The 20606-nt window shown below is 59.3% G+C and carries 21 protein-coding genes and 2 pseudogenes; 17 read left to right on the forward strand and 6 right to left on the reverse strand.

From position 1 onward, the window contains the following. Nucleotides 1-948 (forward strand): KpsF/GutQ family sugar-phosphate isomerase, encoded by a 948-nt coding sequence (locus tag M0534_RS11620; protein WP_428348870.1) that lies wholly within the window; start codon nt 1-3, stop codon nt 946-948. 303 nt (nt 949-1251) lie between these two features. On the opposite strand, the gene M0534_RS11625 is transcribed toward M0534_RS11620, so the two are convergent. Beyond that, nucleotides 1252-1389 carry a hypothetical protein gene (locus M0534_RS11625; RefSeq protein ID WP_248568603.1) on the reverse strand — a complete coding sequence of 46 codons (138 nt, stop codon included), beginning with the start codon at nt 1387-1389 and terminating at the stop codon, nt 1252-1254. 194 nt (nt 1390-1583) lie between these two features. Between M0534_RS11625 and M0534_RS11630 the strand changes: the two genes are divergently transcribed. From M0534_RS11630 to M0534_RS11670, 9 genes are all read left to right on the forward strand, one after another. Further along, nucleotides 1584-2435, forward strand: coding sequence for a hypothetical protein (locus M0534_RS11630; protein ID WP_248568604.1), 852 nt, complete (start codon nt 1584-1586; stop codon nt 2433-2435). Nucleotides 2436-2673: 238 nt separating this feature from the next. Then, the gene (locus M0534_RS11635) at nt 2674-4473 is read left to right on the forward strand and encodes a hypothetical protein (RefSeq protein ID WP_248568605.1); all 1800 of its coding nucleotides are present in this window, start codon (nt 2674-2676) and stop codon (nt 4471-4473) included. Nucleotides 4474-4610: 137 nt separating this feature from the next. Next, nucleotides 4611-5387, forward strand: coding sequence for a LicD family protein (locus M0534_RS11640; protein WP_248568606.1), 777 nt, complete (start codon nt 4611-4613; stop codon nt 5385-5387). Next, entirely contained in the window at nt 5377-6255 is an 879-nt protein-coding gene (locus M0534_RS11645; RefSeq protein WP_248568607.1) for a LicD family protein, read from the forward strand. The genes M0534_RS11640 and M0534_RS11645 overlap by 11 nt, the downstream gene beginning before the upstream one ends. Nucleotides 6256-6682: 427 nt before the next feature. Then, nucleotides 6683-7426: a TIGR04255 family protein gene (locus M0534_RS11650; protein ID WP_248568608.1), complete on the forward strand. Its 744-nt coding sequence runs from the start codon at nt 6683-6685 to the stop codon at nt 7424-7426. Continuing rightward, the gene (locus M0534_RS11655) at nt 7427-7726 is read left to right on the forward strand and encodes a hypothetical protein (RefSeq protein ID WP_248568609.1); all 300 of its coding nucleotides are present in this window, start codon (nt 7427-7429) and stop codon (nt 7724-7726) included. Between the two features lie 26 nt (nt 7727-7752). Then, nucleotides 7753-8316, forward strand: coding sequence for a hypothetical protein (locus M0534_RS11660; RefSeq protein ID WP_248568610.1), 564 nt, complete (start codon nt 7753-7755; stop codon nt 8314-8316). A 162-nt stretch (nt 8317-8478) separates the two neighbouring features. Continuing rightward, a complete protein-coding gene (locus M0534_RS11665; RefSeq protein WP_248568611.1) occupies nt 8479-9636 on the forward strand; it encodes a glycosyltransferase family 4 protein in 1158 nt (385 codons plus the stop codon). A 151-nt stretch (nt 9637-9787) separates the two neighbouring features. Continuing rightward, nucleotides 9788-10729 (forward strand): NAD-dependent epimerase/dehydratase family protein, encoded by a 942-nt coding sequence (locus tag M0534_RS11670; protein ID WP_248568612.1) that lies wholly within the window; start codon nt 9788-9790, stop codon nt 10727-10729. Nucleotides 10730-10942: 213 nt separating this feature from the next. Here M0534_RS11670 and M0534_RS11675 read toward each other — a convergent pair whose 3' ends face one another. Together M0534_RS11675 and M0534_RS11680 are read right to left on the reverse strand one after the other, a co-directional pair. Further along, the gene (locus M0534_RS11675) at nt 10943-11494 is read right to left on the reverse strand and encodes a sugar transferase (protein WP_248568613.1); all 552 of its coding nucleotides are present in this window, start codon (nt 11492-11494) and stop codon (nt 10943-10945) included. A 216-nt stretch (nt 11495-11710) separates the two neighbouring features. Continuing rightward, complete coding sequence (locus tag M0534_RS11680; RefSeq protein WP_248568614.1) at nt 11711-12025, reverse strand: hypothetical protein; 315 nt, start codon at nt 12023-12025, stop codon at nt 11711-11713. On the opposite strand from M0534_RS11680, the pseudogene M0534_RS11685 reads away from it, so the two are divergent. Both M0534_RS11685 and M0534_RS11690 read left to right on the forward strand, forming a co-directional pair. Then, nucleotides 11954-12139: pseudogene (locus tag M0534_RS11685) on the forward strand (nucleotidyltransferase domain-containing protein); the annotation flags it as partial. The gene M0534_RS11680 and the pseudogene M0534_RS11685 sit on opposite strands and share 72 nt — an antisense overlap. Next, a pseudogene (locus tag M0534_RS11690) lies at nt 12136-12614 on the forward strand (hypothetical protein). The pseudogenes M0534_RS11685 and M0534_RS11690, both read left to right, overlap by 4 nt. A gap of 104 nt (nt 12615-12718) precedes the next feature. Here M0534_RS11690 and M0534_RS11695 read toward each other — a convergent pair. Then, the gene (locus M0534_RS11695) at nt 12719-13123 is read right to left on the reverse strand and encodes a type II toxin-antitoxin system VapC family toxin (RefSeq protein WP_248568615.1); all 405 of its coding nucleotides are present in this window, start codon (nt 13121-13123) and stop codon (nt 12719-12721) included. Continuing rightward, the gene (locus M0534_RS11700; RefSeq protein WP_248568686.1) at nt 13120-13350 is read right to left on the reverse strand and encodes a CopG family transcriptional regulator; all 231 of its coding nucleotides are present in this window, start codon (nt 13348-13350) and stop codon (nt 13120-13122) included. Before M0534_RS11700 ends, M0534_RS11695 begins: the two co-directional genes overlap by 4 nt. 517 nt (nt 13351-13867) lie before the next feature. Here M0534_RS11700 and M0534_RS11705 point away from each other — a divergent pair. The 5 genes from M0534_RS11705 to M0534_RS11725 all read left to right on the forward strand — a co-directional run bounded on the left by M0534_RS11705 (nt 13868) and on the right by M0534_RS11725 (nt 18920). Then, the gene (locus M0534_RS11705; RefSeq protein ID WP_248568687.1) at nt 13868-14116 is read left to right on the forward strand and encodes a type II toxin-antitoxin system Phd/YefM family antitoxin; all 249 of its coding nucleotides are present in this window, start codon (nt 13868-13870) and stop codon (nt 14114-14116) included. Next, complete coding sequence (locus M0534_RS11710; protein WP_248568616.1) at nt 14109-14522, forward strand: putative toxin-antitoxin system toxin component, PIN family; 414 nt, start codon at nt 14109-14111, stop codon at nt 14520-14522. The genes M0534_RS11705 and M0534_RS11710 overlap by 8 nt, the downstream gene beginning before the upstream one ends. Nucleotides 14523-14834: 312 nt before the next feature. Then, nucleotides 14835-17735, forward strand: a complete 2901-nt coding sequence (gene glnE, locus M0534_RS11715) for a bifunctional [glutamate--ammonia ligase]-adenylyl-L-tyrosine phosphorylase/[glutamate--ammonia-ligase] adenylyltransferase (RefSeq protein ID WP_248568688.1) — start codon at nt 14835-14837, stop codon at nt 17733-17735. Further along, complete coding sequence (locus M0534_RS11720; protein ID WP_248568617.1) at nt 17732-18670, forward strand: branched-chain amino acid transaminase; 939 nt, start codon at nt 17732-17734, stop codon at nt 18668-18670. The genes glnE and M0534_RS11720 overlap by 4 nt, the downstream gene beginning before the upstream one ends. Beyond that, the gene (locus tag M0534_RS11725) at nt 18663-18920 is read left to right on the forward strand and encodes a zinc-finger domain-containing protein (protein ID WP_248568618.1); all 258 of its coding nucleotides are present in this window, start codon (nt 18663-18665) and stop codon (nt 18918-18920) included. The genes M0534_RS11720 and M0534_RS11725 overlap by 8 nt, the downstream gene beginning before the upstream one ends. Nucleotides 18921-19116: 196 nt before the next feature. On the opposite strand, the gene M0534_RS11730 is transcribed toward M0534_RS11725, so the two are convergent. Further along, nucleotides 19117-20412, reverse strand: a complete 1296-nt coding sequence (locus M0534_RS11730; protein ID WP_248568619.1) for a nucleotide sugar dehydrogenase — start codon at nt 20410-20412, stop codon at nt 19117-19119. Nucleotides 20413-20606 lie beyond the last annotated feature (194 nt).

Here is a 20606-nt window from a genome sequence, read left to right on the forward strand (position 1 = left end):
GTGTCCGCCATCGAGACAGCCAAGGAGGTCTTTGCAGAACAGGCAACCGCTTTGCGCACTACCGGAGAAGCTGTCGGCGTTGAGTTCGAGCAAGCGGTTTCGATGATTCTCAATGGAAAAGGGCGTGTGATTGTCTCTGGGATGGGCAAGTCCGGTATAATTGGTCAGAAAATAGCTGCAACGTTAGCGTCTACCGGAACACCCAGTTTTTCTGTTCATCCCGCCGAGGCATATCACGGTGACCTTGGGATGATAACCAACCAAGACCTCGCAATCCTTATTTCCTACAGCGGGGAAACTGAAGAGGTCATCCGTTTAATTCCTTCGTTGCGTCACTTTGGGACATCGATTATTGCGCTAGTTGGCAATAAGGAATCGACTCTGGCAAAAAATGCAGATGTTGTTTTGGATGTGTCGGTCCAACGAGAGGTCTGTCCAAACAATCTGGCCCCGACGACGTCAACGACGGTAGCTCTGGCTATGGGAGACGCCCTCGCCGTCGCGCTGATTAACCGGCGAGATTTCAAGCCCGATGATTTCGCGGTTTTTCATCCCGGTGGAAGCCTTGGACGTAGATTGCTGACGACGGTTAACGACGTCATGCATCGTGATTTACCGACCAATAGCCCTCGAGACAGCATTCGGGATGTAATTGTGGAGATGACAAAAGGCGGGCTTGGAACGTCTGTCGTGGTGGAGAAAGGCAGGTTGCAAGGCATTATCACCGATGGAGACTTGCGTCGTTCTCTGTTTTCCCATGATGAAATTAATGACCTTTGCGCGAAGGATATTATGACACCTGAGCCAATGACCGTTTGTGGGAAGACTAAATTCGCCGAGGCAGAAATGATCATGCTCGATCAGAAAATAACCTCCCTTGTCGTCGTAGACGAAGAATACCGCCCTCAGGGAATTTTAAAACTGCATGATGCCGTATTAGTCGGTTGAAATCATAATAAACAATGATCCGCCGAAGAAGAGTTAACTATAATTGGTCTTCGCGGAGCGGTTTCGACAGCACACAACGGAGATTCTCACGTCTGTTGTTGAAGCGAAACTCTGTCTCTTTAAATTGAGATAGAAGGTTTTCGAGCGTATTCTGTCGCAGCCGGCGAGTCGCCGCGTGGTAGCGAAACTCCAGAACGAGTCGAGACCATTGATATAGTTATTGCCTCGAGTGAAATGATTGTCCGAGTAACGAATATGGGCATAGGAGGCGTAGTCTACATCAACCAAGATTTATTAACCGGGTCAGTGACCGGAGAGCATGACACTGTCGAGACTGACATCGCCGAGAATGGCGCGCTGGGGCTCGAAGTAGGATTCATCGACTTCGACATGGCTGCGCAGCGACGAGTCAGGCGCAGGTAGATCGCGTTGATCGATCACACCTTAAGCTTGGTATCCATCGAACCGCATTATTTGCTGTCAAGTTCACCGAGAAGCCACACAAGAGCGGCGAATTATCGCCTCTGATATTTTCGCATGTTCGTAGCAGCGATTCCACAGCGTGCTTAGGACATTGAGCTGCCTTTGGATTCTCTGCTTCTCAAGTTACAAGAGAAAATTATTAGGAGCCAACGATGAAGAATCCTGATCTTTATGTTTGTGGTTTCGGGTGGTCTGGCTCCGGTGCTTTAATTGATTTTCTTTTAGATAGTGGGGTATACAAAAAATTCCCCGGCGGTGAGGTCCAGTTTATAAAAATAAATGGAGGATTTCTAGATCTTTTTAAGGCCGCGAAAGAAAAAAAAGAATTTTCTGCAGATGATCTGGATATTTTTTTAAGGCATTTTACCGGAAATCTTAATAAAGAAGTTAATTATTCATTGAAAGCAAACCAGAAAAGTGCGAAGCTATGGACAAAAGCGGGGCCTGCTTATTCGAGCTGGATTTTCGAATCATTTAGTAGAATGGTTGGGGTCGATGGCAGGGGTGAAAATCCCTCATCGGTTGTCGAGTCGATTTATCATAAATTTATAGATATTTTCAGGTTCTCAGGCTCGTCTTTTGTTCTAGATCAGGCGATTAGGCCAACTAATTTAGATCCGTTAAATTTTGTTGGAGATGGGAAAGTAATTATTGTAGATAGGGATCCAAGGGATAGCTATTATGAGCGGCGCGCTTTTCAAGGATCTAGATTTACTTTGACCCCGGAGCAGTACGCCGAGAATTATTTAAAAAGAAGAAGAAAAATGAAGAGGTCACTTGCGGGCAATCTAAGTGACCGCGTTAAGATCGTCGGGTTTGAAGAGTTTGTTCGCTCTCCTGACGTGCGTTTTGAGATTTGTCAATGGGTTGGTGTTCAACATCATTTCAAGCCGGAAAGATTTAACCCGGACGTGTCGAGAAATAATATTGGAATACATAAAGGCTCAGATGAGCCGTGGTTTTATGAACGCTTGACGGATATTTTAGATCTGAGTGGTCCGTAATATAATCAGTAGACTGCGTCCGATAGATTACCCTAAATGTTCTGACGAATTTCAGGATAGTTTCCCCATTGGGTTGCATTATAATTAAAAAGTTTCGATTTGAAAAAGCGTTGGGGGGTGGTGAGGCACCTCTTGCAGGAAGACATAGATTGTTAGCTAGATGCTGAGTCGTTAACGGTGGGTTTGATCGTTGGGGAAAATTCGGACTCCGAAAACTGATAGGATATGCAATAAATCTATGAGCCTGTTTTCCGAGGCAAAGGGGTTTTTGGCTTGGCTCGTTTCCGTGTTGTGGGTGCTATCCTACGCTCGTCCGACATCGACTTGGGGAGTTGTGGTGATGGTGGGTGCGGGGCGTGTTACTAATGTCCTTGCATTTTTTCTTCCTTTGAAAGTTATTCTGCTTGCCGGCTCCGAAGGTGTGCCTCGCTATTTTCAGGGCTTTATCGACCCTGAACAGAAGACAGCTTGGATTATTTGGCTTACGGTCGCTGCTTTCGTTTCATTCATTGTCACGTTGGTCCTCGAGCGTTCTGCTTCCCGAGCGGCCAGTATTGCCGGCGCTGAGGTGGCCGCGGGAGCCAGCGAAATCTCCGTTGTAAAAAATCAGGATGCCCAGGCGCAAGCTTATTTTGGACGCATCTGCGGAGTTGCGGCCTATCTTCTTTTCATGGTTGTTGGCTTTCTTGTGGGCATGATGCTGAATCCGCCGGTATTTCTGGCAGTTGCAGGGCTGTTGGGGCTCCAGTTTTTGTTTTCTTGGTGGGTTCTCCGTCCCGCCAGCACGACTGGTTGGGTTGACCGCATACGCGAATTTGCGGATGAAAACCCGCGGGACTACACAAAAATTCTCTCCTCGACTGGATTCCTGGTCGGTTTTCTGGTGATTCTTCACCCGTTCGTGCTAGGTGATGGCGAGAACATCCTCATCGGCGTCCTGAGTGTCGTGTTGTTGCGGCAGACGCTGAATGTCCTGCCATCCATCGTTGGCGACGCAGTATCGCTTGTTCGCAGCCGGCACAAGGTGGACGCGCTGGTGTTTCCGCAGGTGCATTTTCAGGCGCCTGAGCGCAAGGATCGGCGTGCTGTCCGCGACGCCTTTCGCAAGCGTGATCGGGAAGCCGATGTGAGAGAGCTGTTATCGGGCAGCGGCGTGGACGTGCAGAGGCTTGCGGTAACCTGGGCGGATTGCGCGATTCGCGGTTTGATTACATTTACTGCGAGTACCGAGCTTGCCGAGTCGGCGGGTTCTCGCTATTTCCAGCTCCAGGTTTTTGCACCGCAGGTGATGAGCCGACTGGAAGACGAACAGTTTCTGTTCGGGCATCTGCCGCGTAAGGCGCTAAACGCGCCGGAAGTGGTGGGTAGTTTCGCGAAGTCGAGCTTCGCCTGCCAACTCATGGAGTTTGGTGATGGCCGGGGCATTACGGCAGCCGATTGGCCGGCGGCTCAGGAGATGCTGCTTCTGAACCATTGGTCGTGTCTGCCGCCGGATGGCTTACTGCAGGCATTCGCCTCATCACGCGGGTTTCTAGCGAAGCGCCTTAATGGCGACGTGGTTGCGCGCATGGAAGTTGCGGCCGATAGCGCGGCGGATGTTGATGCCTTGGCGACGTTTGAGAGCCGGTTGCCCGAGATTCAGGGGCTGTTGAACCAGATGCCGGTATACGTACAGAACAGTTACCTGAACCGCGGAAACCTTGCGCGGCAGTCCCATGGCGAGTTGCTTGTAATGAGCTGGAGTGCCTGGACGCTGGAGCCCATTGGGGCAGTATTGCCACGCCGTGCGCCGCCCGCGAAGCTGAGACAATGGGTGGCCTACCTTCGGGAGCATCGGGACGACATCTCGACGGATTATTCGGCGGACCATCTGCGGTTGGCATCGTTCTGCTATGAGCTTGAACGCGCCATTACGCGGGAGAAATTCAACCAAGGATTGAGATTGGTGCACCGTATCCTGAAAAACCCGGTGGTCATTGCTGAGTTCGATCGTGAGGCTGGTGGCGAGCTGGGTAGCGGCGAGGAAAAAGCATCGTGAGGGGAGCTTCACCAAAGCGGTTTCCTTCGGAGCCCAAGGTTGGCGAATTTGAGCGACCTATGCGGGCACGGGAGGGAGACAAAGGTCATGGTGAGTTCAGCCCCGGTCACGTTGCGCCGGCTGACGGTTTGCTGGAAATGCAACGCTTGCTGAAGGAGTGGGGTTTTTCCTACTGGCTGGATAGCGGTTCCTTACTCGGATTGATTCGGGATGGTGGCGAGATTGCCTGGGACTCCGACATCGACCTGGGCATTTGGGAGCAGGACGTGCCTCGAGTCCTGTCCGCGCTGCCGGAACTGCACTCCCGGGGCTACAAGGTTTCATCCAGAAAATATCTGGGACGGATCTACGGCTTTACGATCAAGGATAAGGCCGAGCAGCGTTTTCGTCCGATCCATATTCACGTCTACTTTCGCGAGGGCGATATCGCGTGGTCGCCGCAGACGGTGACATTCAAGCCCGTGAACCGAGCGCACAGCCATCGGGGGTTCGCATCCTGGCCTTCGGTTCGCCGAATGCTGATTGGCGTGCAGCAAGGGGCGTCGACACATCGTGAGGGTAGTGGCATCCAGAAGGTCTGGAGAAAGGGGGTGTGCCTGCCAGTCTGGGCGATGGTGGTGATGACTCGCCGGCGACTCGACAGGACATGGTGGGATCGGCTCTGGCCGCTGTCTTCCATGCACACCGTTTACACATGGATTGTTCCGGCCCGTTTCTTTGATCGTCTGGAGGCGCGGCCGCACGGTGCCGGCGTAATCCCGATTCCCGCCGAAACCGAAGCCTATCTGGCTGCCCGCTACGGAGACTGGAGAACGCCGGTCGAGGACTGGTGTTACTGGACCGATGATGGGTGCCTGGTGCAAGAACGGCCAGAAGAAGCCTTGCGGTGTTGCGGGGCAGCCGATGGCCGCTGAACCGGCGAAGGTCAGCGAGCGCCTAGTTGATGTCGCCGATGACCGACGTGCCGATGAATCGGGTTTGCAGCGCTTGTGCTCTGCTTTGGAATCGGCCGGAGTGGCGTACTGGATCGACAGCGGAGTGCTGCTCGGACTGGTGCGAAGTGGGCGGTTGAATCCCTGGGAAAAGGATATCGACCTTGCCTGTCTCGGGGATGATGCGGACAGATTGCTCGCCAGCAGTGCGGTGTTCCGGCGATTCGGCTACCGCATGACCGTAAATCGCTACCGTGGTGTGCTTTACAGTGTGAGCCTCAAACCACTGGAAAGTTGGGGCGGTGGCTTGCGGGCGTCAGTACACGTTTACTATCGAATCGACGAGACGCTATGGTCCCCCCAGACCCAGCTCTACATGCCGCCACCGGCGCCAGACGTCCTTGATCGTCCGCCGAGCCTGGCTGGTAAGCTCCTACGGGCCGTCGTCAGGGCGAGCCTGTATCGGCGCCCGTCCGGGGACAACACCGAACAGGGCGAGGAAAGCCGTGTGTCGCGCGAGCCCGATAAGCCATCCCTGGCCCGTCGTTTGATTGCCTGGCTCTACCATCGATTTGACCGCGGTCTGATTGCGGAATCATGGCCAAGCCGCGATGTGTACGTGCCCCTAACCTGGGTCATCCCGGCAGGATTCGTTCTGCCATTAAGCTCACTTGAAGTAGACGGGCAGCGTTACCCGGTACCCGGAGACGTTGAAGCCTACCTTAGCTACCGCTACGGCGACTGGCGCAGGCCGGTCCGCAATTGGTGTTACTGGCGGGATGACGGTGCAATCCGCCGCGAGCGGCCGCTGGATGTGCGTGAGAGGCTGCGCGCCGGTGAGCCGGTTTAGGGACGAGGTTGGCGTATGCCTCTATAATTTGCGGGTAGGATGCAGTTGAGAAGTTCGTGAGGAGCCACGGGTGTTCCCGATCTTTTTCTTGATAGTCGCGGGGCCGCGCCACTGCGTGTGCAAGCGCACGTCCTGTTCACCGATACTGACTCGTATACATGACCGCACCGGCCGTCTGGCAGAAGGGAATGTTCGTGTACCGGAGTTGAAAGCCGAGGAAGGACGGCTGACCGAGGAAGCGGAAGCTTTGGGTGGAAATCAGATCAAGTGAGCAATTGCCTGACCTTCAGTTGCCTGAGAACCAGGCAGGTTGTTGTGGTGACGGTTTACGGTTGCTATACTTCAACTAGATTATATAAACGTAAGTCGTTGTTTTTAAAAGAAATAGCTCGCAGGGAATACTCTTTTTCTACCGAGGAAAGAGGTGATGACGCATCCGGAAAAGCTAAAGGAAGACGCAATCGTCGAGGCTCTTTGCGATATCCGGTTTACGGCGTCACCTGATGTGCCAGAGGAAGTGGTTATTGGGTGGCTGATTGACTGTGGTCGGTGGCGCGGCTGGAAGATGCGTCGGCTTCCCAGTTCTGACATTCCTGCGTCTATTCGGCGATCTGAGGAGCAACTCAGATTTCAGCCTTCAGTAGAATTACGGGATGTCGATAGGCCGCGTCTCATAAAGATAGGTAGTAATGTAATTTCTCTTCATTTTATGCAGCCGTATCCAGGGTGGCAGAACCTCCAGCCCCAGTTGCGAGAGATGGTAGACGCGCTTTTCTCCCGAATTGAAGACGTTGAGGTCTCTAGAATAGGGTTGCGATACATTAACGCATTTCAGCATGACCGACATCGCATCAGCGGAGTATACGATCTTGATCTGTCTGTTTGTGTTGATGGTAAAAAGCTTCAGGCACCCCTAAATATAAATTTTATGGATAGGCCGAAACCTACTCATACTGTTATGACCCGTGTGGCGTCAGTGGAGTTTGTTAGAGGTAGTCTTTCACCGTCAGCGTCAGCGATTGCTGACATCGACGTGTTTACGCCTGAAAGTTTCTCGGCACAATCTGCGTCGGAGGTTCTGGGCTGGGTGGAGGTTGCGCATAATCTAGAAAAAGATGCTTTTTTTGCGCTTCTTCCTGGCGAAATTGTGCAGGACCTAAAGGAGAAATAGATGATTACAATGGCGACTTTCGGTACCTGTGCAGCGACTCTTCTCATTGATCCATTCGTTGGAAGCAGAGAAGAGCATCCCGCTGTCTACTCTGAAGAGGTGCAAGCTGTCTGGAGTGGCTTAGATTCGGCTATTGATGCAGATGCCGAGTTTAGGCTTTCTGAGCCGGCGGGAATTGTGATGGATCAAGGTGATGAGATGCAGGCATCTTGGTATCCCGACGAAAACGAGCGGAAGGTGTTGCGACGAGCTTTGTTAAGGTCTGCGCGAATTGTAGGTGATGGTCACAGGTTGGGATAACGCATATCTTCTGCTGATTTCGCAGAATGGATATTGATCGCGCCTACAAGCATCTTGTGGATCGGCTTTCTATCGATCGTGGCCGCTTTTATGGTGGCAAAGGTGACACATTGCCGATAGGTGCCGGGTTGGTTTATGACAGGATTAGATTTCCTGTCTTCCAAGAAGAAGAAAGGCTCTTTGCGACCGCCGAAGGTCTAGTATATTTGCTTACGCACGAGTGTGATGTGTCACAAGAAAATCAGAGATTGTTTAATAATTCCCTGCTTGTGTGTCCGATCATATCGCTTGAGCACTTTGTTGAAGAGTACTCGGAAGAATATACTGACGATGCTCTGTTGTCGTTTTTAGACGCTTTGGCTCGAAGAAAAGTTTATCGAATTATATATATTCCGACTATATGCCCGCAGTTGCCGTATGGCGGGCTGTTGAACCTAAATGAGATCGGGCACACGTCCATTCTCGAATTTCAGCAGGAAGAGGTTGAGCGTTTATGCTCTGTATCAAGCTATGGGGCGGACGTGATCGATAAGGCAATGGAGAATCACCTCTTGCGGCCAAAGTCCGTGCCCCTTCCCCTTAACTACTGAGTCTGCCCTGAACAGCTCGCAGCACATTGATCGATAAAATCTACACTGCTTGCATTTGCTGCGCTTAATGCACCCTACACGATCCGCCTCTGGCTGCAGGAGCCGATCTTCCCGACGATAGCCTACTGGACCGGGTCCTGCTTTTTCGGAATCATCAGCCCGATGACCAACCCTTCGGCCAGCCGCCTTCTTATCGTCGTCAACGATCCCGCCTTTTTTCTCTCTCACCGCCTGCCGGTGGCCGTGGCCGCGCGGGAGGCCGGTTGGCAGGTGCATATTGCCACTGCCGCCGGCGATGCTGTCGGCACCATCGCCGAGGCAGGTTTTCCGCACCATCCGATTCCGTTGAGCCGGTCCGGTGTGCACCCTTTGGCCGAACTGCGCAGCCTGTTCGCGCTCTGGCGATTGTTCCGTCGCATCCGGCCCGGCCTGGTGCATCTGGTCACCGCGAAACCGGTGCTTTACGGCGGGATTGCTGCGCGTCTTGCCGGCGTTCCCGCCGCAGTATTCGCGGTGTCAGGGCTTGGTTTCCTGGTCGCTGATGGCCCGGGGGGCCGCTCTGCGCTGACACGAGGCTTTGGCCGCTTTCTCTATCGGCTTGCGTTCCGGCACCGGCGCGGCGTCGCGATCATACAGCACGAAACCGACCGTCAGCGGCTCGATGGCATCAATGCACGTGCCACCCGGGGCACGCGCTGCATCCCGGGTTCGGGTGTAGACCTGGACGCATTCGATCCATCAGCGCCGCAGGATACGACGCCGTTGGTGGTGCTGCCGGCGCGCATGCTGCGCACCAAGGGCGTCGAGGTCTTTGCCGAAGCAGGCCGGATTCTGCGGGCTCGGGGGATGAACGTCCGTTGCGCGCTCGTGGGCCAGGTGGATACAGGCAATCCGGATGGCCTGGACGAGGCGGCCCTTCGCGCGCTGGAGGACCAGGGCGGCGTGGAATGGTGGGGCTTTTCCGATGACATGCCCGCGGTTCTGGGGCGTGCCGCGATTGTTTGTCTGCCGTCCTTCTACGGCGAGGGTATTCCGAAGACGCTGATCGATGCGGCGGCAGCCGGTCGCGCGGTGGTAACCACCGACTGGCCGGGATGCCGCGATGCAGTTGTCCCGAACGAATCGGCCTTGCTGGTCCCGCCCCGCGATGCAACGGCCCTGGCGGATGCGCTGGAGTTGTTGATCGCCGATCCGGACCGGCGGCAGGCCATGGGGCGGCGGGGCCGCCAACTGGCCGAGGAACGGTACGGAATCGAATCGGTCGTTGCGGCGCATCTGGCCGTCTATCGTGAGTTGTGCAGCGTGGGCGACCGGTCGTGATTCCGTGGATATCGCCCAGAGGGCTGGGCTCCTACAGGTACGGGGCCGGTGGTGGTCATCCCTGTAGGAGCCGAGCCCTCTCGGCGATGAGGTTGCCCCGGCGCCGGCTATCGCCCAGGGGGCTGGCCTCCTACGGGGGAAGTCCAACATCATGAAACGCGTCCTCATCACTGGTGCGAACGGGTTTATTGGCAAGGTGCTGGTCGGGCGGTTTGCAGTCGATGGTGACTGGGCCGTCCGTGCCGGTGTGCGCCACCCGACGCGTATGCCCGATGGCGTTGATTGCGTCCCCTATGGCGATATCCGCCATGTCGATTCCTGGGCACCGTACCTTGAGGGCGTGGATGCGGTCGTCCACCTTGCCAATCAGGCCCATGTCATGGGGCGCAATGTCGGGCTTGCCGATTATCGGGCAGCCAACGTTGACCCCTTGCAGCGTCTGGTTCGCGATGCGGCGGAAGCGGGTGTGCGCAGACTGGTCTATCTCAGTTCGATCAAGGCGCTGGGCGAACGCACGCCGCCGGGCCGGCCTTTGCGTGCGGATAGCCCCTCGGCGCCAGAGGATGACTACGGACGCAGTAAGCAGGAAGCGGAGCAGGTGCTTGCCGCGGCTGCAAGGGGTACTGCCCTGCAGACCGTCGTGATCCGCCCGCCGCTGGTTTACGGACCCGATGCGCCGGGGAATTTCAGCCGCCTTGTGCGGTGGGTGGCGATAGGCTTTCCGCTGCCGCTGGGGGCCGTGAACGGGAATCGACGCTCTTTGATCGGGGTCGACAATCTGGTGGATCTGATCGTCACCTGTCTTGAGCACCCGACGGCCGTAAACCGGACATTCCTCGCGTCGGATGGTGAAGACGTGTCCACGGCGGAATTGTTGCGACGTATCGCATCAGTGATGGGGCGTCCGGCGAGGCTGGTACCCGTTCCGGTCGGGATGCTTCGGGTGGGGGCGCGGCTTGCCGGGCGTGGCGAGGTGGCGGGACGGTTGCTCGATTCGCTGCAGGTGGACGATTCGGACGCGCGCGATGTCCTCGATTGGAAGCCGCCGTTGAGCCTGGACGAGGGCTTGCGTAGAGCGGTTGGGAACGGGTAGCGACGGTCGCTGTGGATGGTCCGTTTTCTGGTGGGGTGTGCTGTTTTCGGGGCGGATGACACCGCGTGGATCCGCTTCGCTTGATCCACCCTACGAAAACCTGGTTCGGGGTCGCGTAGGGCGGATCAAGCGCAGCGGATCCGCGCGGTGTGATCCTTTGGCGGAATGCCGCCGCGCCATCGCCGAAACGCGGTGTGAGGCCGGGACATCAGGCTATTGCCGCACCCGGTCACCTTTGCCGCGGCCGAGAATGGTCAGGGCGATATAGCGAAGGTACTGCCGTACGTTCAGGTCCTGCAGCATGGCGGCATCGGTTTCCGCCAGCTTGGCGGGTGTCGACATGTCGATGCCCTGCACCTGGGCCAGGCCGGTGATTCCGGGTCTGGCTGAAAACACCTTCCTGCTTTCCCGCTCCTGGATCAGCTCCGCCTGGCTGAACAGGCAGGGGCGCGGCCCAACAAGACTCATCTCTCCTTTCAGCACATTCCAGAGCTGAGGCAATTCATCCAGCTTGGTACGCCGCAGGAAGCGGCCGAAGCCGGTGATAGCCGTCGCGTCAGCCAGGTGGGTGGCGACCGATTTGGTGTCGGGGCGCATGGTTCGCAGTTTGACCAGCGTGAACGGCTCCTGGTGGCGGCCAACCCGGGTTTGCCGGAACAAGGGCGTACCGGTATCGAACCAGCCCACGATCAGTAAGAGCAGTAGCACCGGCGCTGCGACCAGCAGACCGAACCCGGAAAGGATGATGTCGAGGCAACGAAGCATGCGCGAAGTTTGCAACAAGCCCGCGGTTTGGGACAGTGGCACGGCCGCAATCCAGGTCCCTTCCGGATGCCTGACACCGCGTGCATTCGCTGCGCCTGCGGCCTCCTGCGGGGCTCGGGCGTTTCCCGGTCGGATGACACCGCGTGCATTCGCTTCGCTTAATACACCCTACAAAAACAAGGAAACCGGCGGTGGCGCGGGGTTGCGTAGGGCGGATCAAGCGCAGCGGATCCGCGCGGTGTGATCTGTTGGCGGGACAAGAAAGGTCTTCGGACAAGGACAGTGTTCGGACCAGGCAAGGCCGGGGCCGGCGCTGGTTGCGGTGGGAATCGAGGGCCTGTTGCCGCGATCGGGGCGGTTCACTGCGGAACTCACGCAATGGCCGGAGCCGGGGCGTTGTTTGCCGCCCGACACCGCTGATTTACACTGCCGTGACTCCGGTTCGGAGCGATTAACATCGGCGATATCGATCTGCACATCGAGGCGGCCGGTTCCGCGGATGAATTGCTGGATCGGGAGTTTGCGCTGCATGGCCGATTGCAGCGCCGCCTCGGTGAACGGCGCGTTGATGTCGTTGTACTCTCCGATGGCTCGCCCAGGCGAAGCATCGATATCGAAGCCATCCAGACCGGCGTTCCGCTGTGAGCGCGCCGCATCAGCGACTTCAAAAGCTGCTCTAGCTTGTCGCCCGTGAGGACGAGCACCTGCTTGCGGTGCGCGAGCGGCTTCTGGACGGCGACTGCGCGTGGACGCGTCGAGGGTTCATTCCATCATTTCCAGCGACCTGGGGATTGATCGGCTGGAATCCTTTGGCGCCAAGTTTGCTCGCATGCAGGACACGATGATCGACAAGCTCGCCCCGTGTCTGCTGGAAGTGCTGGGCGAGCCGGTGTTTGCCGCGATCGACAATCTGGATCGGCTGGAACGGTTGAATTGTGTCGGTTCTGCCGAGGAGTGGATCGCGATGCGCCGGCTGCGCAACAGATTGGTCCATGAGTACCTCGAGCGGCCAGCAGACCCTGCGCCAGCCCTGGCCCGTGCCTGCCGGTTCACCGATACGATGCACCGCGACTTTCAGGCCATGCGCGACCTCGCACTCGCGCGCATCCAGCCCGTATAGCCCCAGTCTTCACCGACGCGCGGTGTGATTCGTTGCCGGCCCGCCCCGCGCCGGAGTTCGGTCTCCGTCCGTATCCCACCTTGTGCACCCGACAAACCTGGCATTCATCCTTCGTTGAACCAATCAACGACCTGCAATGCCGGCACACGCTCGAATTCACGGGTGTTGTGCGTCACCAGAGTGGCCTGATTCGCCAGCGCCGTTGCCGCGATCAGCGTGTCCATTGGGCCGATCGGTGTGCCGCATCCCTCCAGATGAACGCGGATCTCTGCCGCGCGACTGGCGGCCCCGCGGTCGAACGGCAGGACGTCGACCGTATTGAGCAACTCGTGTAACTGGCGATGTCTTCTGGCCGGCGCCGACGACTTCGCAATGCCGGTTTCCAGTTCGTAGACCACGATGGCCGGGATGCGGACCTCTCCTGGTGGGGTTGCCAGCATCCGATCCGCGACATTCCCCAGGCCTTTGAAAAAATAAATCAAGGTGTTCGTGTCGAGTGCGAAACTCATAGCGGTTCGCGCTCGCTATCCTCGACCAGCGATCCCCGCAGTTCCTCGATTGATGGAAAATCCCGCCATTCCCCGGCCATCTCGCGGACGGACTCCGGCCATTCCTGTCGCGTTTTCTCCTCGACCAGATTTGCAAGCCACCGGCTGACGGGCACGCCTGCATCGGCTGCTGCGCGTCTGAGGCGCCGCTCGTTTTCATCATCAAGATAAATGGTGACCTGCCCCATCATTCGGTGCCTCATTCACGTATATGTTTAATTATAATTATTTTGGGTGGTGCAGCAAACAATCGATGTGATCCGTTGCCCGTCTGCTCCCGCGCCGGATTCTGGTCGCCGTCCGCATCCCACCGACTCCGCCCTGCCGTGATGCCGTGCTCCCTGCGCATGGCTGACACCGCGTGCATTCGCTGCGCTTAATGCACGCTACAACACCCGATCATGGCCGCGTGCCGCGTAGGGCGGATCAAGCGCAGCGGATCCGCGCGGTGTGATCTGTTCGCGGGACAAGAAAGGTTTTCGGACAAGGACGGTGTTCGGACCAGGCAAGGCCGGGGCCGGCGCTGGTTGCGGTGGGAATCGAGGGCCTGTTGCCGCGATCGGGGCGGATCACACTGCGTGCATTCGCTTTGCTTAATGCATCCTACGACACGCTACGTACGGCACGGGCTACTGTCGTTGATCGTCTTGACTAATGACCTATTTTGTATATTTTGTACATATTAGTCATTACGCGGGTGACGAAATGAAAACGGTGTCTGCGAGTGAAGCGAAACAAGGGCTGGCCGCGGTGATTGAGGCGGCGGGCAAGGAGCCGGTGGTGATCCAGCGTCAGAAGCGTGATGTGGCGGTGGTGCTGTCGATGGAGGAGTACGAGCGTCTTACGCGGCTGAATGTCGCCGAGTTTCAGCGATTCTGTGATCGGGTCGGCGCATCGGCAGAAGATTCTGGCTTGTCGGAGGCAAAGCTCAACGAACTGTTGAGCGATGACTGATCGGCTGCGGTGGGTCCTGGACACCAATGTCCTGATCAGTCGCCTGTTGGCACCTGGGGGAGCGGCGGCGGAAGCCGCGGATCGCGCGCTGTCCAGCGGGATCCTGCTGGTCTCCGAGGCGACGTTGAATGAGTTGATCACGGTCCTCGACCGGCCGAAGTTCTCTCCCTACATCTCTGTCGCTGATCGGCGAGAGTTCATCCGTCTTCTCGGCGGTGTGTCCCGTTTCGTGGAGGTCCTCCGTCCGGTACGGGCCTGTCGGGATCCAGACGACGACAAGTTTCTGGATGTCGCCCTGGCCGGCGAGGCGCAGGCGATCATTACTGGGGATAAGGATCTGCTTGCCCTGGATCCGTTCCATGGGATCCGGATCGTCACGCCAATCGCGTTCCTGGATTGGGGTTAGCGTTGTCGCTGAATGCCCCTGTAGGAGCCGAGCCCTCTCGGCGATGGGGTTGCCCCGGCGCTGGTTATCGCCCAGTGGGCTGGGCTCCTACGGGGCAGGGCGGGCCGCGTGCGGTTCCGCTGTAGGAGCCGAGCCCTCTCGGCGATGGGGTTGCCCGGGCACTGGCTATCGCCCAGTGGGCTGGGCTCCTACGGGGCGGGGTGGCTTGTTTCCTGCGGGTGCCATGACGGGGCGCGGTAAAAAACGGTACCTTGTGGCGTCTTTCGATTAATCCGGAATGTGCCTGTGTCCCGCGATCTGATTGACCGTGCCATGTCCCGGCTGCCCACCGACCTGCGCGAGCAGGTTTCGGAATGGCTGTCGGACTATCTCGAAGTCGGCGAACTGCCGGATTCCGAACTGCTGCGCCAGTCGTTGCCGGCGGTCTGGGCCTGCAGCCCTTTCGTGGCGCGATCCTGCCTGCGGGACCACACCCTGCTGGAAGGCCTGGTCGCCAGCGGCGATCTGGAGACCGCCTACGAACCGGACACCCTGCACGACGCCCTGCTGACGCAGACCCGCGATATCGAGGACGAGCAGGCGCTGGACCGCGAGCTGCGCCGCATCCGCAACCGCGAGATGGTGCGCATCGCCTGGCGGGACCTGGCCGGCTGGGTCAGCCTGGACGAGACGCTGCATGATCTGTCGCGCCTGGCCGAGGCTTGCATCGATGCCGCCGTGGCCTGGCATGAGAAGCCGTTGCAGCAGCGCTTCGGTGTGCCGCGCGGGCCGAATGGCGAGGAATCGCGGTTCTATGTGGTCGGCATGGGTAAGCTCGGCGGCGAGGAACTGAATTATTCCTCGGATATCGACCTGATCTTCGGCTACAGCCAACCCGGCCATACGGACGGCGAGAAAAGCCGTGACAACACCCAGTACTTCATGAAGCTGGGGCAGAAGGTCATCAACAGCCTGAACGCGCAGACGGTGGACGGCTTCGTGTTCCGCGTCGACATGCGGCTGCGGCCCTACGGCGATTCCGGGCCGTTGGTGATGACCACCGACCAGATCGAAGCCTATTACGAGAGCCAGGGCCGCGAGTGGGAACGCTACGCCATGGTGAAGGCCCGCGTCGTCGGCGGTGATCGTGCCGCTGGCGAGGAGCTGATGGACGCGCTGGTGCCGTTTGTCTTCCGCCGCTACCTGGATTTCGGCGCCCTGGAATCGCTGCGCGAGATGAAGGCGATGATTGCCAAGGAGGTCGAGCGCAAGGGGCTTGAGTCCAATATCAAACTCGGCGCCGGCGGCATCCGCGAGGTGGAGTTCATCGCCCAGGCCTTCCAGATCATCCGCGGCGGTCGCGAGAAGGAACTGCAGCAACGCCGCCTGATGCCGGTGCTCGAGTCGCTGGCGGAGTCCGGCGGCCTTCCAGGTTTCGTGATCCGCGGCCTGATGGAAGGCTACGAGTTTCTGCGTCGCAGCGAGAACCGCCTGCAGGCGATCAAGGACGAGCAGACCCATGAACTGCCGGACAAGCCCATCCACCGCATGCGGCTCGCCTTCGGCATGGGCTACGAGAACTGGGAAGACTATACCGCCGACCTGGATGTACACCGACGCCACGTGCGTGAGCATTTTGACCAGGTGTTCGCCTCGCCCCAGGTGGAGGACGAACCGGTGCCGCATGAAATCCTGGAGGTCGGCGATATCTGGGCGCGCGATCTGGACCAGGACAAGGCCTGCGAGCTGCTGACAGACAATGGCTTCGAGAACGCCACCGACGCCTTCAAGCGGGTAAATACCTTTCGCGAAGGCAGCCACTGCCGCTCGCTGACCGATACCGGCCACCAGCGGCTGGACCGGCTGATGCCGTTGCTGCTGGGTGCGGTGGCGCATACCAAGAACCCGGACGCGACCCTGGCCCGGCTGATTGATCTGCTGGAGGCTATCGTCCGCCGCACCGTGTACGTGTCGCTGCTGGCTGAACGGCCGATGGCGCTGTCGCAACTGGTGAAGCTCTGTTCGGCGAGCCCCTGGATTGCGCGCCTGATCACCCGCCTGCCGGTCCTGCTGGGCGAACTGCTGGACCCGCGCAAGCTGTACGCGCCGCTGGAACGCAAGGCGCTGGAACAGCAGTTGCGTGAGCGTCTGGACGAGGAGGACCCGGATGACCTGGAACAGCAGATGGAGGTGCTGCGCCAGTTCAAGCAGGTGAACACGCTGCGGCTGGCGGCGGCGGACGTCTCCGGCGTGACCCGGCTGATGGTGGTCTCCGACCTGCTGACGGACATTGCCGAGGTGGTGCTGCGCGAGGTGGTGGATATCGCCTGGCATCACCTGGAGAAACGCCACGGCCGACCGAGCTGCAAGGTCGATGGCGAGACGGTTCGGCCCGGTTTCGCGGTGATCGCCTACGGCAAGCTCGGCGGGCTGGAACTGGGCTACGGCTCGGACCTGGACCTGGTGTTTCTGCACGACAGCCGCGGCGAGCAGCAGATGACCGATGGCGACCGTGCGGTGGACAACAATGTGTTCTTCGTCCGCCTGGCGCAGCGGATCATCCATATCCTGGGTGCAACCACCGCCGGCGGCGTGCTCTACGAGGTGGATACCCGGCTGCGCCCCAGCGGCCGCGCCGGCCTGCTGGCCACCAGCCTGTCTGCCTACGAGGAATACCAGCAGGACAAGGCCTGGACCTGGGAACACCAGGCCCTGGTTCGGGCCCGTTTCGTGGCCGGCGACGCGGCCTTGCAGGAGGCCTTCGACCGGATCCGGCGCGAGATTCTCTGCCGCGAACGGGACCTGGAGACGCTGCGCGGCGATGTGCACGACATGCGTGAGCGGATGCGTGGCGAAAAGGGCAACCGCGATGCCGATCTGTTTGACCTGAAGCAGGATCGTGGCGGTGTCGCTGATATCGAATTTATGGTGCAATACGGCGTTCTTTCGAAGGCCAGCGCCAACCCGACGCTGCTGCGCTACACGGACAACGTGCGGCTGATCGGCGAACTGGCCGCAGCCGGCTTTTTCAGTCGCAGCGAGGCCTCTACGCTGGCGGATGCCTATCGCGCCTATCGCGCCCGCATCCACCGCGCCACCCTGCAGGAAGGCCAGGCGCGCATCCCGGCCACGGAACTGGCCGAACTGCGGGACGGCGTGTCTGCCGTGTGGCAGCGCCTGATGACCGACGACGAGACCGCCGCCGACACGGCAGGCGAGGAGACCAGATCATGACCATGGATGACCGCGACGGCGTCATCTGGATGGACGGCGAGATGCTGCCCTGGCGCGATGCCCGGGTGCATGTGCTGACCCACACCCTGCATTACGGCATGGGCGTGTTCGAGGGCATTCGCGCCTATCGCACCGAGCGCGGCACTGCGGTGTTCCGGCTTGCCGAACACACGCGGCGGCTGTTCAACTCCGCCAAGATCCTGGGTATGGGGGTGCCGTACGAGCCCGACGAAATCAATGCCGCAATTCTTGAGGCGCTGCGCGTCAACGACCTGGAAAGCGCCTACATCCGGCCGATGGTGTTCTACGGCTCCGAGGGCATGGGCCTGCATGCGCACAACCTGCAGGCGCATGTGATCGTCGCCGCCTGGGAATGGGGCTCCTACCTGGGTGCCGAAAACATGGAGCGCGGCATTCGGGTGAAGACCTCCTCGTTCAGTCGGCATCACGTCAATGTCACCATGTGCCGGGCCAAGGCCAACGGCAACTACATGAATTCGATGATGGCGCTGAAGGAGGCCGAGGATTGCGGCTATGACGAGGCGCTGCTGCTGGACGTGGACGGCTTTGTCTGCGAGGGCTCGGGCGAGAACTTCTTCATGGTCCGTGACGGCGTGCTGTACACCCCGGAGCTGACCTCGGCGCTGGAGGGGATTACCCGCGACACGGTGATTCGCCTGGCCGGCGAGATCAAGCTGCCGGTGCGCGAGAAGCGCATTACCCGCGACGAGGTGTATACCGCCGATGAGGCATTCTTCACCGGCACCGCCGCCGAGGTCACCCCGATCCGCGAACTGGATGGCCGGGTGATCGGCAACGGCAAGCGCGGCCCGCTGACCGAACGGCTGCAGGGCATGTATTTCGACCAGGTCGAGGGTCGCCGCGAGGTGCATCCGGAGTGGTTGAGTTTTGTGGAGGAAACCGTCGATGCCTGATCCGCAGACCCATGAGCGCGAGGACCTGATCGAACCCAACGCGGCCAACCGCTACGACGTGACCCGGGCGGATCTGCCGCTGTCATGCCCGATGCCGGGCATGTATCTGTGGAATTCGCATCCACGGATCTACCTGCCGATCCACAAGACCGGTGAGGCCACCTGCATGTACTGCGGCGCCAAGTACCGCCTCACCGATTTCGACCCCGACGACCCGGAAATCGCCCGCCTCAACCGCCGAGAACCGTAATCCCGTACCCCGACCCACGGCGGCATCGGCCCACCTTATGCCGCTCTCCCGATGCCTGACACCGCGTGCATTCGCTGCGCTTAATGCACCCTACGAAAGCCAGCGCCGGCCCGGTGCCGCGTAGGGTGGATCAAGCGCAGCGGATCCACGCGGTGTGATCCGGGTCGATTTTTGTAAATCGCCCCGCGCAGACTCCCTAAAGTCGCAAATCGCAACTGCCGACGGGAAACACCGATTTCACGTCGAAGACCACCGCGTGGTCGTTGCCGAACCGGCGCAGGGCTTCAGCGCCGAGCTCGCGGAATTGCCGGTGGGGAACGGCGAGGATCACCGCGTCGTAGGCTCCTTGCTCGGGTTCACCGCGCAGCATCTCCAGACCGTATTCCTCCCATGCATCATCGGCGTTGATCCACGGGTCCCAGACATCCACCTGGGCGTTGTAACTGCGCAGATCGGCGATGATGTCCACCACCCGGGTGTTGCGCAGGTCCGGGCAATTCTCCTTGAAGGAAAGGCCCATCAGCAGGATGCGTGAGCCAACCACGGGAAACCCCTTGCGGATCATCGCCTTTACCGTGCGGTCGGCGATATGGCTGCCCATGCCGTCGTTGGTGCGGCGGCCGGCGAGGATCATCTCCGGGTGATGGCCCACTGCCTGCGCCTTGTGGGTCAGGTAATACGGGTCGACGCCGATGCAGTGGCCGCCCACCAGGCCGGGGCGAAACGGCAGGAAATTCCACTTGGTGCCGGCTGCCTGGAGTACGGCCTCGGTGTCCAGGTCGAGCTTTTCGAACAGCTTCGCCAGCTCGTTGACCAGGGCGATGTTGACGTCCCGCTGGGTATTCTCGATGACCTTGGCCGCCTCGGCCACGCGAATGCTGGGAGCCGGATGGGTGCCCACGCGGATAATCCGGCCATAGAGTTCATCGACGAAGCGGGCGGTTTTCGGCGTTGAGCCTGATGTGACCTTGACGATGTCCGGAATCCGGTGCGCGCGATCGCCGGGGTTCACCCGTTCCGGGCTGTAGCCGAGAAAGAAGCCTTCGTTGACCCGCAGCCCGGATTGCGCCGCCAGCACCGGGGCGCAGTCCTCTTCGGTGGCGCCGGGATAGACGGTGGACTCGAAGATCACCAGGTCACCGGGGCCGAGCGCCTGCCCGACGGTGTGACTGGCGGCGAGCAGCGGTCGCATGTCCGGCCGGCGGTGAATGTCGATCGGAGTCGGTACGGTGACGATGAAGACGTTGCAGTCCGCGAGCCGTGACGGATCGGCAGTGAGCTCCAGTTGGCCTGCCGCCGCGAATTCCTCCGCCGTGACCTCCAGCGTGCGATCGTGGCCGCGCTGGAGTTCGTTGATCCGGGTGGGATTGATGTCGAAACCCACCGTGGGAAGGACCTGGCCGAATTCTGCGGCCAGCGGCAGTCCCACGTAGCCCAGGCCGATAATCCCCAACCGCGGCGCCTCCGGCGCGTTGAACGTGTCCTGAGTCATGTGCTCCTCGCCCCCGAATCCCTGGCCCGTAACCCATTATTCGTTGTCGACCAACCCGGTTCCGGCGTCTCGCGGCTCACACCGCATGCCACGAAAAGCGCCGGTGCGTATCCGGCCTGCCTGACACGGCGTGCATTCGCTTCGCTTAATGCACCCTACGAACCCCACGGCGGCCCGAGGTCGCGTAGGGCGGA

It is taken from the genome of Methylonatrum kenyense (genome assembly GCF_023195885.1).
Taxonomy (GTDB): domain Bacteria; phylum Pseudomonadota; class Gammaproteobacteria; order Nitrococcales; family Aquisalimonadaceae; genus Methylonatrum; species Methylonatrum kenyense.